The organism is Oleiphilus sp. HI0080 (assembly GCF_001635135.1).
The window spans coordinates 1-15,659 of record NZ_LWFU01000013.1; the positions used below are offsets into that span (position 1 = coordinate 1).

At 47.3% G+C, this 15,659-nt stretch carries 11 protein-coding genes; 2 read left to right on the forward strand and 9 right to left on the reverse strand.

Going from position 1 to position 15,659, the window contains the following annotated elements; genetic code table 11:
• From A3751_RS00320 to pilG, 9 genes are all read right to left on the reverse strand, one after another.
• Positions 1 to 663 (reverse strand): hypothetical protein (locus A3751_RS00320; protein ID WP_156492136.1); only part of this gene is annotated, 663 nt, incomplete at its 3' end.
• The gene (locus A3751_RS00325; protein WP_068450899.1) at positions 656 to 1,108 is read right to left on the reverse strand and encodes a chemotaxis protein CheW; all 453 of its coding nucleotides are present in this window, start codon (positions 1,106 to 1,108) and stop codon (positions 656 to 658) included. The genes A3751_RS00320 and A3751_RS00325, both read right to left, overlap by 8 nt.
• 47 nt (positions 1,109 to 1,155) lie before the next feature.
• Complete coding sequence (locus tag A3751_RS00330) at positions 1,156 to 2,064, reverse strand: chemotaxis protein CheB (RefSeq protein ID WP_068450903.1); 909 nt, start codon at positions 2,062 to 2,064, stop codon at positions 1,156 to 1,158.
• A gap of 11 nt (positions 2,065 to 2,075) precedes the next feature.
• Positions 2,076 to 9,308: an Hpt domain-containing protein gene (locus tag A3751_RS00335; protein ID WP_068450905.1), complete on the reverse strand. Its 7,233-nt coding sequence runs from the start codon at positions 9,306 to 9,308 to the stop codon at positions 2,076 to 2,078.
• A 22-nt stretch (positions 9,309 to 9,330) separates the two neighbouring features.
• On the reverse strand, positions 9,331 to 10,215 hold the full coding sequence (locus A3751_RS00340) for a protein-glutamate O-methyltransferase CheR (RefSeq protein WP_082862965.1): 885 nt from the start codon (positions 10,213 to 10,215) through the stop codon (positions 9,331 to 9,333).
• A 32-nt stretch (positions 10,216 to 10,247) separates the two neighbouring features.
• Positions 10,248 to 12,299 carry a methyl-accepting chemotaxis protein gene (locus A3751_RS00345; RefSeq protein WP_068450909.1) on the reverse strand — a complete coding sequence of 684 codons (2,052 nt, stop codon included), beginning with the start codon at positions 12,297 to 12,299 and terminating at the stop codon, positions 10,248 to 10,250.
• A gap of 42 nt (positions 12,300 to 12,341) precedes the next feature.
• Positions 12,342 to 12,899: a chemotaxis protein CheW gene (locus A3751_RS00350; RefSeq protein WP_068450911.1), complete on the reverse strand. Its 558-nt coding sequence runs from the start codon at positions 12,897 to 12,899 to the stop codon at positions 12,342 to 12,344.
• Between the two features lie 5 nt (positions 12,900 to 12,904).
• Complete coding sequence (locus A3751_RS00355) at positions 12,905 to 13,267, reverse strand: PleD family two-component system response regulator (protein WP_068450914.1); 363 nt, start codon at positions 13,265 to 13,267, stop codon at positions 12,905 to 12,907.
• 48 nt (positions 13,268 to 13,315) lie between these two features.
• Entirely contained in the window at positions 13,316 to 13,705 is a 390-nt protein-coding gene (pilG, locus tag A3751_RS00360) for a twitching motility response regulator PilG (RefSeq protein WP_068450920.1), read from the reverse strand.
• A 321-nt stretch (positions 13,706 to 14,026) separates the two neighbouring features.
• Here pilG and gshB point away from each other — a divergent pair, with 321 nt between their 5' ends.
• Both gshB and A3751_RS00370 read left to right on the forward strand, forming a co-directional pair.
• Positions 14,027 to 14,986 carry a glutathione synthase gene (gene gshB / locus A3751_RS00365; RefSeq protein WP_068450922.1) on the forward strand — a complete coding sequence of 320 codons (960 nt, stop codon included), beginning with the start codon at positions 14,027 to 14,029 and terminating at the stop codon, positions 14,984 to 14,986.
• Positions 14,987 to 15,010: 24 nt separating this feature from the next.
• Positions 15,011 to 15,659, forward strand: a 649-nt coding sequence (locus A3751_RS00370) for a hypothetical protein (protein ID WP_068450925.1), incomplete at its 3' end; no start/stop codon positions are given.

The window sequence follows — 15,659 nt, forward strand, 5'->3', positions numbered from 1 at the left end:
GCTGTTCCACAACTTAATTACAGCCAAAAGCAAGTTATTCTTAGTTTGAAGGGACTTGCTCTCATCCAATACCAGATCAAAAACTAAACACGTGCAAGGTATGCCATAGCGCTGATACAAGTTAAAGTTCTGCTCGGTATCGCGCTCAAGACACGATGCGTTTTTACATCCCGTCTGCTTATCTGTTGTCTGCACTTGTTCAAGAGAAGAAGCTTGACCCAGCACCAACCATCTCAAATACATGCCGAGCGAGCCTAGAGTCAAAACCACGAGATATTTATTGAGGCTGAAGTTCTGCTCAATGGCGAGAGCCAGAACGATTACAATCGACGTTAAAATGCACAGCGACTGCTTTACGCTAAGACTTAATCCACAAATGAAAGCAAATTGACTGAGATGCAAAACCAAATCACTATCATCAGGAGCATCGATCAGAAAGCTTGCCCCTAAGAGCAGAAGCAGGAACGGATAGATGAGCGCTCGTTGAGGTAAAATGCGCTCGAGAAAACTCAGCATCAACGCGCCGGAGGCGAGTAAAGCTATGACAAGACCGAAACCGACACCACCATACAAAAAGTGGAAGACGACAGCAAAAACACTATAAAGAACAGCAATTGCCGCTAGATGTTTTCGAGCAGGGAGCGCGTATTCATTATCAAACAAGATTGATAGCCAGACTCTCTAGATAATTCAGGTTCGGTATCACAGCCTCTTCACCATCAACACGAATTCGGCTGTGTTCTGCAGGCAAATCACTTTTTGAGGCATGCTGGATAATATCCTCACTGACTTTAACCAAGCGAGGAAGCCCTTGCGTCAAGATAGCAACGAAGGGAAGTCTTTGACTGTCTGTTCCAGTATTGTTGAGTACTGCAATACGTACTTCCGTATTTTTTGGAGGCCTATCGCCACCGTTTACTTCCTCAAAACTAAGAAGCGGAACATCGATGCCTCGCCAGGAAATATCACCGAGATAGTAATGGGGGAAGCCCTCTTTTACTTTCGGGCGGCTGTATTCGATTACCTCTGCAACTGCGACGTTAGGCAGCACGAGCTTACCGTCCGTAATAGGAAGATATAAACTCGAAATAATTTCTGACTCTGGCACCCTAACCTACCTTATTATTTCAATCTAACTTGCGTGTTACTGCGTTATCATTTTGTCTGATAAAGCGCCTTTAATAACGTTGCCAAATCTGACGGTGAAGCAATCCGTTCACAAATCCTTTGCGAAATAACAGACTCTGGCATGGCCGCACTTGCACAAGTTTGTGCACTTTGCGCCCAAACACGACTGCCACGGCGAGCCATGTCATTCGCAATTAGAGCACCGTCTTCGCCCATGCCACTAAAGTAAATGACATTAGCCCGTTGACCAAAGGCATAACTCACTTTGCGCAATAACTCTTCGATACTAGGTCGGTAGCTGCCAACCCATGGCGAATCAGTCTTAAAACATGTCCCAGCAACAAACTCGACACTTGAATCAACCGGCATTTTATACACGGCGCCTGGTTGAAGCAGTGTTACACCATCTAGCGCAAACACCTGTAAAGCCGCATCTCTTCCGATCACATCGAGTAACGCTCTGGAGCCAACCTCGTCCAGATGCTGAGCGTAGAGAAAGCATACTGGCAAATTCTCTGGTAGCTCATCCAGAAAAGCTTTCACAGCTTCTGGTCCACCCAAAGATGCACCAAGCACCCAAACATCAAACTCGGCTCGCTGTTCAGGATGAAATACATGCTGAACCAGTTTTTTCAGCAGACTGTTCCATTCTCGCTCAAGAACATCAGTATCGCTGCTAAACCGCTCCAGACCATAGATCACCGGAACATCAAGATCTTCTAGAAATGCCTCAAAACATGTGCCAGGAGTTTCAAACGCCGCCTCGTCAACAAGCCAGCAGTCGACATGCTCATCATTATTAACGTCACCTGATTCAATCGACTCGGGTGAACAACTATTCTCCAACTTGAAACCAAACCGCTCTGCGAAATCCGTCAAGCCCTTCCTAATCAATGGGTCAGAACTGATGACTCCCAGAGCAGCTTCAATTTTCATTTTCTTGGCCTTTAAGCCTTACTCATGCTTCCGGCCAGGACTTGCTCAATCGTCGCCAACAATTCCTGTTCCTGGAAAGGCTTACCCATATACTCATTGACGCCAATGGACATCGCTCTTTCGCGGTGTTTCTGTCCGGTTCGCGAAGTGATCATAATAATTGGAACGTCTTTGAGTCGCTCATCATGTCGCACCAGAGAGGCAACCTCAAAGCCATCCATTCGCGGCATTTCAATATCCAGCAGCATCACGTCTGGCTTGGTATCCTGAAGCTGCGCAATTGCATCTACACCGTCTTTTGCGGTGACTACATCGATACCATTTCGCTGCAGCAAACGCGTTGTAACCTTGCGAACCGTAACCGAATCATCCACAACCATAACCAATGGTGTATCACTGCGAGTGTCTGTAGAAGCATCTTTATCAAGTATATCGAGAACGCCTGTAGATTCCTCACGAATCAGAGCCGGCAAATCGAGGATCACAACAACGCTACCATCACCGAGAATAGTCGCTCCGGAAACACCATGCACATCACTAAATTGCGCTCCCAGGCTTTTAACCACGATCTCTCGAGAGCCCATCAAACTGTCGACTTGAAGAGCCATTGGCTTATCCGTTCCACGCACTAGAATGACAGGTAGTGGAAGCGGCTGTCCTTTTAGCTTCGGCTGATGCATGTTATGTAACAAGGAGCCAAGATACTTCAGGTCATAGTCACGACCAGCATAGTGATATGGCGGCGCATCTTCCTGGTAGTACTCTTCAAGCTCATACGGACTTACACGAACAATACCTTCAATCGTATTTAACGGAATGGCGTAAAAATCATCACCCGTATTCACCATTAACGCTCTATTCACAGATACCGTAAATGGCAAGCGGACCGTAAACTCGGTTCCGGCACCGACAACAGACGCGATACTTATGGTGCCGCCGAGCTGTTTGATTTCACTGGCAACAACATCCATACCGACGCCACGGCCACTAATCTGGGTTACTTTTTCTGCAGTACTAAAGCCAGCAGCCATGATCAATTGAAGTTTGTCCTGATCCGATATGTCTGCGTTCGCAGGCACTAAACCTTGAGCAATGGCTTTTGCGTGAATCTTTTCGGCATCAATACCACCGCCGTCGTCCTTCATACGAAGAACAATCTCACCACCTTCACGATTAACAGATAAATCGATCGATCCAGTTTCGGTTTTTCCAACCTTCGCTCGCGCCTGCTTTGACTCAATACCATGATCCAAGGCGTTTCGAAGCATGTGTTCTAATGGTGCAATCATTCGTTCCAAAACAGAACGATCCATTTCACCACCAGCATTATGTACCTCGAATTCAACAGCTTTATCTAGCTCGCCACTAATCTGACGTACAATACGTCTTAATCGCGGAACCATTGATGAAAACGGTATCATCCGAGTTTTCATCAAGCCTTCTTGTAACTCAGAGTTAATTCGAGATTGTTGAAGCAATAAGGTTTCAGCATCACGAGCCCTGTTTGACAGAGTTTCACGAAGCTCGGTTAGGTCGGTGGCACTTTCAGAAAGTGAACGAGATAATTGCTGAATAGACGAGTAACGGTCCATCTCTAGAGGGTCAAATTCCTCATATTCTGAAACCGTGATGCCTTCTTGCTCTGCGCGATAAAGCACCTGAGCCTCAGTTTCAATTTCCATTCTTCGAAGCTGTTCTCGAAGACGCTCGATCGTGGCGTTCATTTCTTCGAGCGTGAATCCAAAATCACTAATCTGCTGCTCTAAGCGACCACGCGATATACTCGTCTCGCCAGCAAGATTAACGAGGTCATCAATAAGTAAAGCACCAACACGAACTGTTTCTTGCGCACCCGCGCGTTGAGTGGTGTGTTTCTCTGTTTTCGTGCTTTTGCCTTGGCCTAATTGTGTGAGCGCGTTTGGATCTTGCTTTTCAGGGGCCGGAGCGGGCGCTTCTTGAGCATGCTGGCTTTCCTCTGGACCGGAACTATCCGACGTATCTTCGGCATTCCCAAGAAACTCTTTGATCAATGTATGCAGTTGATCTTGTGCGGCAAGAGCCGCTTCTTTTAGCGAACCGTCATAAGATTCATTGCTTTCAAATCCTTTAATCAGGCGGGACTCAAAATTATGGCTCGCATCAGCCAATGCATCTAAACTTGCTAATCGAGCACCGCCCTTTAGGGTATGCAGAGCTCTTTGCAGTTCCTGATTGAAATGCTGATCTTGAGGTGCTTCAGCCCAGTCTGCTAAATTAGTTTCTAGAGACTCAATCAGTTCCTGAGCCTCCTCCGCAAACATCTCCAGAACCTCTTGGTCAAAAGCATCATCTTCCTCAGCTTTTGCCTTCGAACGAGATTTCATGATTTGGTCGCGCAGCATATGCTCTAGCGCTTCGGTCAGGCGTAAAAACTGATCAGCATGCTCTGCCGGACCATCAGCCAAAAGTTGCGCCCCAGACTGAACACTTTTCTGCAGCGCGCTCCAGTCTTGCAGATCGCCGCTTACAAAGGCATCGAGACACTCAACTGTTTTAGCCAAGAACTCATTGTGCGCTCTAGATTCCCGTATAGCGGGTTGAGCAAGTAACGTTTTTATTCCCTGCTGCAGCTCAGGGACACCGGCAATATGCTCCTCATCGTTACTCCAAACAGTTAACGCTTCATTGACACTTTCTACCGCACGACTATACGCATCCGCTTCGCTAGAAACGCCCGTCTTGGTTTCGCTTTCAAGATCTTTTGAAGGTTCAGAACTTTCAACAGGATCTTCACCCTGAGTGTCCACGTCCTGCTGCTCTGGCTCTGGCTCTGGCTCTGGCTCAGATTCCAAACTATCTGGAGTGCTAGAAACTTCTATCTCTTGCGAATCTTGCTCCGTAAAAGGCTCATCAGATTCTGAAGGCGCTTGCTCGACTGATGGCGTTTGCTCGGCTGATGGGTCTTGCTCCTCTAGCTCTGAGATTTCCGGAGACTCTTGCGCAGCCGTAGCCTCACCACTTGGCTCTTCAGATCCAATAGACTTTCCGGAAATAACCGCTTGCACGGATTGCAGAAGTGCCGACGCGTCACTTGGAACCAAACCTTGCTCAACGGAGTCGACCATCGCTGCAAGAGCATCATGGCACTTTAGACAAAGCTCAATAACTTCATCACTTGCAACGGTCTGCGCATCGACTGTTCGCTCAAACAAGGTTTCCAGCTCATGAGACAGGTCACCGATCGCGGTCACCTCGGCCATGCGCGCACCGCCTTTTAAGGTATGAAGATCACGCTGGAGCTCACCAACTAACTCAAAATTGTCGCTCTCACTTTGCCATTGATGTAAAAGCTCTCCAGAGTTCGCAATCAATTCCTGGGCTTCCTCCAGAAAGATCTCTGCTAGCTCGGGATCTAATTCTGCTAAAGCCTCTCCCGCCTTTTCAGGTTCGGCATCCGCTTCGATAAACTCAGGAATAGCAGTAGAGATAGACTCCTCAAGCTCCCCAAGACTTTCATCCAAATCTGGCTCTGGCTCTGGCTCTGGCTCTGGCTCTGGCTCTGGCTCTGGCTCTGGCTCTGGCTCTGGCTCTGGCTGAACAGCATTTGTAAGCACATGTTCTTGCGCAACTTTCTCGAGCAACGCGACTAATTGCTCATCTATATCCGCACTGAGACCCGCGGCGGTCTGATCCATCATATCAATCAGACCATCGTGCCCCTGCTTAATTGAGGCAATGAACTGGCTGTCGGGTGAAGCTGGCGAGTCATGGATCGTCTGATAGCTGTGTTCAAGAGCGGAACACAATTCGACAATTGCGTTCAAACCTGCAACTTTTGCTCCGCGCTTGAGAGTGGAAACCTCTTTATAGAGCTTTCCAAAGTTCTCATCGCTAATCTCACCATCTTGCCATTCATCAATAATGCGCTCAGCATCTAACAAGATATCTAAGCCTTCGGTTAAAAAGATACTCACTAATTGAGGATCCTGAGCACCGAAATCGTTTGCATCTCTCGCCTCTGCAAGTTCAGAGATACGAGATTGCTTATACGCAGCGAGCTTAGCTAAAAGCGTATCTGTCCCATCGATACCTTGCTGCGGTGTCGTCCTAGCCTGCGCAACGCCAGCCCTGCTAAGCTGCATTGCTTCTAGCATCAAAACAGCAAGCTTTGCATCAACCATAAATCCGTTCGCACGCATTTCCTTGATCAACTGCTCTAAAGGGACCGCAATGTGCGCAATGGGTTGCATCTCTGCCGTATTAGCGCTGCCCTTCAATGTATGAAGAGCACGTGACAGGCTATCGTCGACTGCTGCACTACCGCTATCAATCGCAGCCTTCGAAAATTCCTCAACAGATTCAATATGCTGGAGCGCCTCGATTTCAAAGATCTCAATAAGCGAGTCTTCAATAGACGATTCTTCTTCTGAGAGTGATGTTTCGTCTAACTCTGCTTCAACCGTGCTTTCTCGTGCCTCTTCACCGGCATCGTTCGAAAGCGCTAACTCGTCTTCTGAGACTGTTTCCTGCTCGTCACTTGAGACGTCCGTCAGAGTAAATGCCTCTCCTTCAACGATTCTTTGTGCTTGAGCTTCAACAAGCTCAGGGTCGATGACCGGGCTGGTGCGAGTTCTAAAGTTTTCAACAAGAGCAGGAATATTCTGCGCGACATAGCTCGCAAACTCGGCAATGTCAGAGCGCATCTCAATGGTATTGTCGAGCACTCGATTGAGAAGGTTTTCGACCCCCCAAGCAATCTCGCCAATATCCATCGCCTCTACCATACGACCGCTGCCTTTAAGCGTATGAAAAGCACGGCGTAGCTCCGTCAGGGCCTCCTTATCATCATAGTTTTCTACAAGACGTGGTAGGTAGGCTTGAATCGTTTCATTCACTTCTTCCGATTCTTCAATGAAGATTTCAAGTATTTCTTCGTCGATCAAATCGTCATCATCTTCAACCGATTCTGCAACCTCCATAACAGGCGGCTGCTCAACATCTTCAGGCACATCCTCGACAATGGATTGCTCCATTTCCGGAAGTTGATCATTTGGCTCGACTGCAGGCTGCTCTTCGATTGCCGGCTCTTGATGCATTGATCGCTCATCAGGAGATTCTGGATCAATGCCCGGGGAAGCGCTGCTATTATCAAATACGCGAGCGATAGAGTTCTCAAGCTGACGCGCAAGCTCGGACTCTGCACCCTTAGAAAAGTCTGCCAACAAGCCGGAAAGATGCTCTCTCACGGAGTCGACAGCATTCAATTCCTCTAAACTGATACTTAGGCTTTGGTCAACACGAGAGTTCAGCCTTGATTCAACAGCCCAGGCTAAAGTAGCCATGTCCTCCGCACCAACAAGTTTGCCACTGCCTTTTAAGGTGTGAAAAGCGCGACGCAATTCTGCCAACGCAGCTCGGTCAGCTTCATCAGATCGCAGAGCTTGGATCGCAGCATCTATCTCCTCCGAGACTTCTTCAACTTCCTCGGCAAAGATCTCGAGAATCTCTTCATCAATTAACTGCTCATCATTCGCTTTCTGCTCAGCATTCGGTGCTTCAGCTGCCGCTTCTGTCACGTGATGATGAGAAATATGCTCGGTAGGTTGATGATCTTCATCCTGCAATACGCCGAGCTTGTGCAAGCTCTCTCGGGCAACTTCTAGAAAGCGCTCCCCGCCTTTTGCCCCTTCACCGATCCGCTCAATGTAATATTCAATACTACTAATGGCGTCCGCGAGCCGATCCAAGTCACCCCATTCAGGTTGCTCCTTACCGTCAAGCAAACGCTGCTGAACGTATTGACCACAGGCCGCTATTAGCTCTGATGCTTCTTGCAAGGGAATGATCTGCAAGCCACCACGAATGCTGTCTAGCACAGACGGTACATTCTCGATCTGCTGGATATCCCAGTTGGAGGTAATAAAACTGACAATACTGTTTTTGGCTAACTCCAGAGAGCCTTTTGAAGCCTCTATGACAGCAGTATGAGCAATTTCAAACTGCTCTGTCGGAACGCCGAAGCCATCTTCACCCGAATCAGGCCCGTCAACGATGTGCTTAACTTGCACTTCAACTGACAGGATGGTTTCTGCCAGAGAGTTCATCGCCTCAGAAGTGATTTCATTACCACTCACGCTTTGCAAGCTCTCGATCTGCATCGATAAAGCATCTCGCGCCGCAGGAATCCCTACAACTTCCAGAGAGCTCTGCATGGTTTGCAACGTAGGAAGAAGTTCTCGGATATCCTCGAAGGTGGCCGAACTATCGCGCTCAATCAAATCTAACCGATCTTTAAACGAGTTAATTTCCTCGCAAAGAACATCTGCAATGGCGCTCAATGTCGTCTTGTCTGGACCAAGAATTCCTTTCTCTGCCCCGTCAGGAGAGGGTGTTGATAACTTATATGCGTCAACAAGTGCATCTATACGGTCGGTTTTCTTGTTAGAGGACGCGATGTAATAGAGCAGGTTCGAGAGCAGCTCTTCTGAAACTTCTCGACTCAAGGCATCGCTAGCATTATCAATCATTGCTTTAAGCTGAAGATCTAGCTCTCTCAATAACTGTTTTACCGCGCTCCCTAATTGTTCTTCGCTATCTTCAATCGATTCGATGAATCCCTTAGATATCCACCAAAGCTGGCCAATAGGGCTGCCTTTGCAGAATTTTTCGAGACGCTCAATGACCTTGCCCAAAAAATCAAGATGCTCTTCAGTGTTCTGATTACGAATCACATTAGCCAATGAAGACTGAAAACGCTGACGAAGCTTTCGAAGATTTTCCGTAACCTTGGCATCTTGCATTCGAGCATTCAAGATAGGGTTAGGAGTAACAAGATTGGCGCTGAAATCAGGACTAAATGCATCGGCTGAAAATGACTCGCCTTTGGCTGCTTTTAGATCATTCAAGACGGGCGTTAATTGTGGTGGAATCTCCGTGAGCGCTTCATGTGTCGATTCAATATAGTTCTGCAAGTGCAGAATCGAACCCATCAATGCCTCAAGGGAATCATCAAAGCTATGTACGGTATTCTCTCTGAGCGCGACGCACAGGTCTTCCATTTCCTGAGCAACTTTTGCCACACCGATTAGCTCGACCATTTTCAGGGTACCGCTAACTTGGTGGAGATGATTAAGGCAGAAATTTACCTGTGTAGGGTCGTCTCTATCATCTGCATACAGTTCCAAAGCATTGCGCGCTAGCAAAAGAGTTTGTTCGAGCTCCCCTCTTACCCAGTCCAGTGCAATGTGGTCATGGCTGCTGCCCATCACTCTACCCCTAATTTCTTATTCAGTCGTGCACACGCTGAAAAGCCAGCGCCCGCTTGTCATCGACTCTTTTAAGCTTTGGATGCGACCAATTCAGTGCTTCACCAGCACCAATGATCAACACACCGCCCAATGAAAGACGGTCTCCAAGCTCATCTAGAATTTTATGTCTCAGCTCATTTCGAAAATAAATAAGCACGTTTTGGCAATAAATCAGATCCTGATTCTTGAGGGGGCTCTGACTTATGTCTCTCATATTCTGTTTAGAAAAACATACATGCTTACGCACGTAATCTTTTACCTGAAAAGAGTCTTCGCCTAATTGATCAAAGTAGGTCTTAGACCAAGCCTTTGGCAAACCAATCATGCGACGCTTCTCGTATACTCCGTTTCGGCCTTTGCCCAGCACACCCCAGCTTACATCTATACCAGTAACGCCGTACCGAGGCTCAAGCTCCATTTCCTTAAACAAGCTTTCACATAAAAATGCCAGAGAGTATGTCTCTTCACCGCTGCTGCAACCGACACTCCAAATACTGAGGCTGCGGTCTTTTTTTCGCTTGAGGCGACTCTTCATAACGAGGAACGCGAGCGCCATAGCGTTTGAATCTCGATAAAAACGAGTTTCACCTATCACTAGACGATCAAGTAAAACTAGCCACTCTCCTAAGCCCTGAAGCGGTGCAGATACCTCTTGCAGATATTGATCATAGTCGCTGTAATCGAGTTCGCGCATACGAATCGTTAGACTCGATTGAAGACGCGACTTCTGATCAAGCGGGAAGTGCGTTCCTAATCGCTCCTCTACAAACGCTCGCCAGCTTTCAAACTGGCGGTCGCTCATGTTAGGTATTTGGGCCTGATCTCGTTTCATGACGTTCAAGCGCGCCGCAGTCGATAGGACCATTTTGGCTTACTCTCGACTGAAGCCAAACCTAGCTAGACTGTTTGCTCAGGAGATTCATCATCATCAAGCGGTAGCTTAAAGCCAGATACTGAAGCTCTTAGCTGACTTGCCATCTCTGCCAAGTTACCAACCGACTCTGCCGTCGCACTCGTACCAGAAGAGGTTTGTGAAGTGATTTCCTGAATGACATTCATCGTATTTGAAACGTGGCCCGCGGACATAGATTGCTGTCTTGAGGCGTTCGAGATGTTTTGAATCAAATCTGCCAAGTTCATCGATACGCTTTCGATTTCCTCTAGGGCAACACCCGCATCCTGGGCCAATCTCGCTCCGCGGACAACCTCAGCCGTCGTTTGCTCCATTGAGATAACCGCCTCATTGGTATCCGTTTGCGTCGTTTTAACTAGCGCTTCGATCTGCTTCGTTGCAGCGGATGAACGCTCTGCCAGTCGCTGGACCTCATCGGCAACAACCGCGAAGCCTCGTCCAGCATCACCCGCCATCGATGCCTGAATCGCAGCATTCAAGGAAAGAATGTTTGTTTGGTCTGCGATATCGTTGATCAAAGATACGATATCTCCGATCTCCTGCGACGACTCACCTAGACGTTTAATTCGCTTTGACGTTTCTTGAATCTGCTCCCGAATCGTATCCATACCATTGATGGTATTGTTTACGACGTCGGAACCTTTTTTCGCAATCGTTACAGACCGCTCCGCAACCGTTGCCGATTCGGCAGCGTTCGATGATACCTGATCGATCGAAACCGCCATTTCGTTGATTGCAGCTGAAGCGCCGGCAATTTCTTGCGCTTGATTTTCAGAAGACTCGGCTAGCTTCATGGCTGTGCCTTGGGTTTCTGAAGCAGAAGATGCAACTTGAACCGCAGTATCACGAATCGCTTTTACAAGACCACGCATCTGATCGATCGCGAAGTTGATGGAGTCAGCAATTGCTCCAGTAAAGTCTTCGGTTACTGTTGCCTCTGTGGTCAAATCACCATCTGCCAGATCAGCAAGTTCATCAAGAAGTCTCAAGATCGCATTCTGATTCTGTTCATTTTGCTCCTCAGTCATGCGAAGGCGCTTTTGCGACTCTTGATAGAGGAGAACACCAATCACGACAATCAAAGCAATGATCGCAGCAAGAATGAAGTAAGCGAGTGTAGCACTAAAGAAGCGGCCATCAGCCTGCAACTGAACTTGTTTAGAAAGTTCGTAGGTCTCATCGAGTAGGGCAATCGAATCTTCAAAAATCAAATTTGCCGCGTTACGAACCTTGAAAAGTTCTGGCGAGTTCTCAAGAATCGCTTGCACGTTACTATCGACGTATTCAAACAGCTCAGCGATTGCTTCGAGCCCGTAAATCGCATCCTCGTCGGTTACTTGCGAGATTTCCATCGCCTCGTTACCTTCGAACATCGAGTTCATCACCCGACCAAACAATCGCGCATCTTCTCCGAAACGGTTGGCCGCAATCGCTGCGTCCTCGTCTCCAGATAGGATGTTGTTTACGCTTCGAACAATCCGCTCAGCCCTCAAAGATTGACGTTCCGCAACAGAGATCTGGTCTGCCGGAGCGTCATTGTCGAGAAGGATTGATACCACATCCTCATACTCTATCTGCAATTGAGGGATGGTTTCGTTCAGGGTCGCGGCGATCTGGTGCAGGGTTAGAACCGTCTCTTTGTTTTCCAAAATACGGTCAGCGTTACGACTCACACTTTCCCATCGAGAGGTTACACCGGTCTCTACCGGTAAATTTGAAGCAGGCAAACCCGTATCCGGATTACCATTAACAATGAATCCAAGTAATTTCTCAAAGTCTTCACGAGAACGCTTCAACTGAGCAAAGGCCTCTTCCTTACCAGAAGCCGCCTCCGTCGCGTTCTTCGCAACCTCCTGAGAAAGTACGCGCAAATCACTGGCGTATGCGCTGTAATCCTTATCGTGACGACTATCCTGACCTATAAAGTAGGAGACCACAATGAGGAACAACAGCATCACAACAAGCGCGATGCCTAACCAAAATATAACCCCGGTATTATCTTGATCAGAGCTGAATCTTCCGGACATAATCTTCATATTTCTGGCTCCCGGCCCTTTATTTTCGTTCTCTATTTTTTACTAATTTTGTGTGAGTGAAACGCGAGAAAACTGGTCATCAGAAACCAGCCTCTTTGCATCAAACACCAGCCAATCACGCTCATCTCTTTCGAAAGCGCCATCGACCAAACTTACAATGCTTTGTGGAATTTGTACTGTTGTAGCGGTTTTTAACGTTGAACGTTCAAAGTGCTGCATACCCTGTACTGAATCGACCATCAGGCCGCTAAGAATATCGCCTTGCTCAACAACAAGGATTCGACGCTCTCGGGCTCTTGCTTTTTCAGTCTTCAAACCGAAATAACGCGCGAGATCGATGATTGGTATCAAGCGGCCACGGATGTTTGACACACCTAAAACCCAAGGTTTCACGCCTGGGATAATCGTGTACTTCGGAACATCTAAGAGCTCGGCTACCGTTCCCAGTTCAGCGACGAGCTGCAAACCAGCAAATGAAAAACCGATGCCGCTGAAATACTCTACCGCCTCATCTTGGGCGGGTAAGCCAACTGCAAACTGCGCACTCTTCTTGGCTAGATTCCGCAGCGCCTCAAAAGAATGTGCAACTTCACCACTCATAATTTCTAGTTAATCAGTTCGTTTATAGTAGAGATTAAATCACTCTCACTAACAGGCTTCACTAAGTAGCCTTTTGCTCCCTGACGAGTGCCCCAAACGCGATCAGTTTCCTGATCTTTCGTTGTGACAATCACCACCGGAATATCGGCAGTTTCAGGTGTTCGAGTTAATTGTCGCGTTGCCTGAAAACCATTCAGCCCTGGCATTACCACGTCCATCAAAATCAAATCAGGATTTTCACGACGCGCCACCGCAACTCCGTCCGCACCGTTATCTGCGGTAATTACTTCATGCTTGTGCTGATCCAGAATGGTAGAAATTTTTCTAATTTCCGTAGGTGAATCATCAACGATTAGTATACGAGCCATAGCTCTCCCTCATTAATATCATCTTGCGATGAGAGAATAGTGTTTCAGTTATCCGTTTGACGGAGCGTGATTACGAATAGTGCTTAGCAATTCATCTTTACTAAACGGTTTGGTCAGATACTGATCTGAACCAACAATACGACCCTTTGCTTTATCAAAGAGTCCGTCTTTACTCGAAAGCATAATGACAGGCGTGGTTTTAAACGCACTGTTGTTTTTGATCAAAGCGCAGGTCTGATAGCCATCCAAACGTGGCATCATAATATCTACAAAGATGATATCGGGATTGGAATCAGCGATTTTCGCTAAAGCATCAAATCCATCAGTAGCCGTAATAACGGTACATCCCACCTTCTTCAACAAGGTCTCAGCCGTTCGCCGGATCGTCTTGCTGTCATCGATGACCATGATTTTTAAGTTTTCGAAATTGTCTTCCATTTTGTCTTACAGCCTAGGCAATTACCTGTGCACCATGTGCGATTTATATGTAAAAACATGCGCCAATATAGGCCCATAAACTTACTATAGACCAATATCTTAAAAACTTTTCTTAATATCGCTTCACGAACATTTTGATAAGTATCTATTATGTATAGCTTATTTCGTCAGTAGTGAAAGAAACCTTAAAGATTTAATCCGCGAGTAAAGCAGAATAGCGTCGTCTTAAACGGTTTTAAGTAGCCTCGACACCTTAAGCTCGCTATCGTTAGCGCAATACTCTTAAAGACTAGTACATTATTTTTGTTTGGTAGGTTTTCTATGTCGATAAAATTGGGAATTGTGATGGACCCCATCCAAAGCGTGAACACAAAAAAGGACAGCACCTACGCAATGATGCGGGCTGCCCACGCAAAAGGATGGGATCTATTTATCATGGAACAAAAAGACCTATCCCTTGATCAAGGCGTTCCCATGGCAAACTTACAACGTTTGCACTTAGTTGATGACGGCGCTGACTGGTATGAACTTGAACCCAGCAAAGAAACAGCAATGGCCGAACTAGACGTCCTTCTTTTACGCAAAGACCCACCTGTCGACAGCGAGTTTATCTATGCCACCTATATCGCTGAGCGCGCCGAACAGCTAGGAGTTCTGGTTGTAAACCGTCCAAACAGCCTGCGGGACTGCAATGAAAAAGTCTACGCCACGGCCTTTCCACAGTGCTGCCCTCCCGTATTGATCAGCCGCGATGTAAAAAAACTACGGGCCTTTGTTAAAGAGCACCAACATGTCATTTTCAAACCTCTAGATGGCATGGGCGGCACATCGATATTTAACGTCAAAGCTGGCGATCCAAATCTAGGTGTTATTTTAGAAACGCTGAATAACTTTGGTGAGACGCAGGTGATGGCTCAACGTTTCATACCCGAGATAAAACAAGGCGACAAAAGAATACTGATCATCGATGGCAAACCTATCGATTACGCTTTAGCAAGAATTCCCAGTGAGGGCGAGCATCGTGGTAACTTAGCGGCTGGCGGAACAGGGCAGGCCTTGCCGCTGTCTGAGCGAGATCGTTGGATTGTTTCACAAATAGCGGACGACCTTGTTGCTCGCGGGCTCATTTTTGTCGGAATAGATGTCATCGGCGACTATCTTACGGAAATCAATGTCACCAGCCCAACCTGCATTCAGGAAATCGACCGCGCTTACAATCTCAACATTGCCGGTGATCTTATGGATGTTATTGAGCAAAAACTTCAGCACAAGCAGCATTAATTAGTCAGTAATTCGGAGTTACACGTGTCAGCAATACCTCAAGCAAAGATTAAAGCCAGCGATCGCTTAAGCTTTACTATCTTTGTCGCCGTTGCTTTGCACGCGCTAATGGTTTTAACCGACTTCATAAAAGATGACCCTAAACCAGTCGCCAAGACGATGGAAATCACACTCGCGCGCTTCGACGACGACAAGAGACCTGATGAAGCAGACTTTTTAGCGCAAACAAATCAGCAGGGCGGAGGCTCTCTAGAAGAGAAGACCAAACAGAGTTCACCAACCAAATCGATTGACGAAAGTATGTTAATTCAGGAGTCGAGCGCTCCGGCGAAACCTCAAGAACAAAAGCAAGCACAGCACAGTGCCGTGGTAACACGCGTTGCAGATGACGAGTTCAATGCTCTGTTTGCGCCAAACCAGAAACAAATTGAGAACCAAGAGCAGGCTGATCTTCGTTCACTGATAGAGCGCAGTGTGCAAATCGCAGAGCTCGAGGCAAGTTACGATCAGCAGTTGCAACAATACGCCAGAAAACCGAGGGTGACTCGCCTTACTGCGGCGTCAACAATGAAAGCGGTCGATGCTCGTTATGTGGAGCAAGTTGTTGCCAAAATAGAACGCATCGGCAAACAATTCTTCCCACGCGATGCGGGCCGAAAGCTTTATGGAAAGC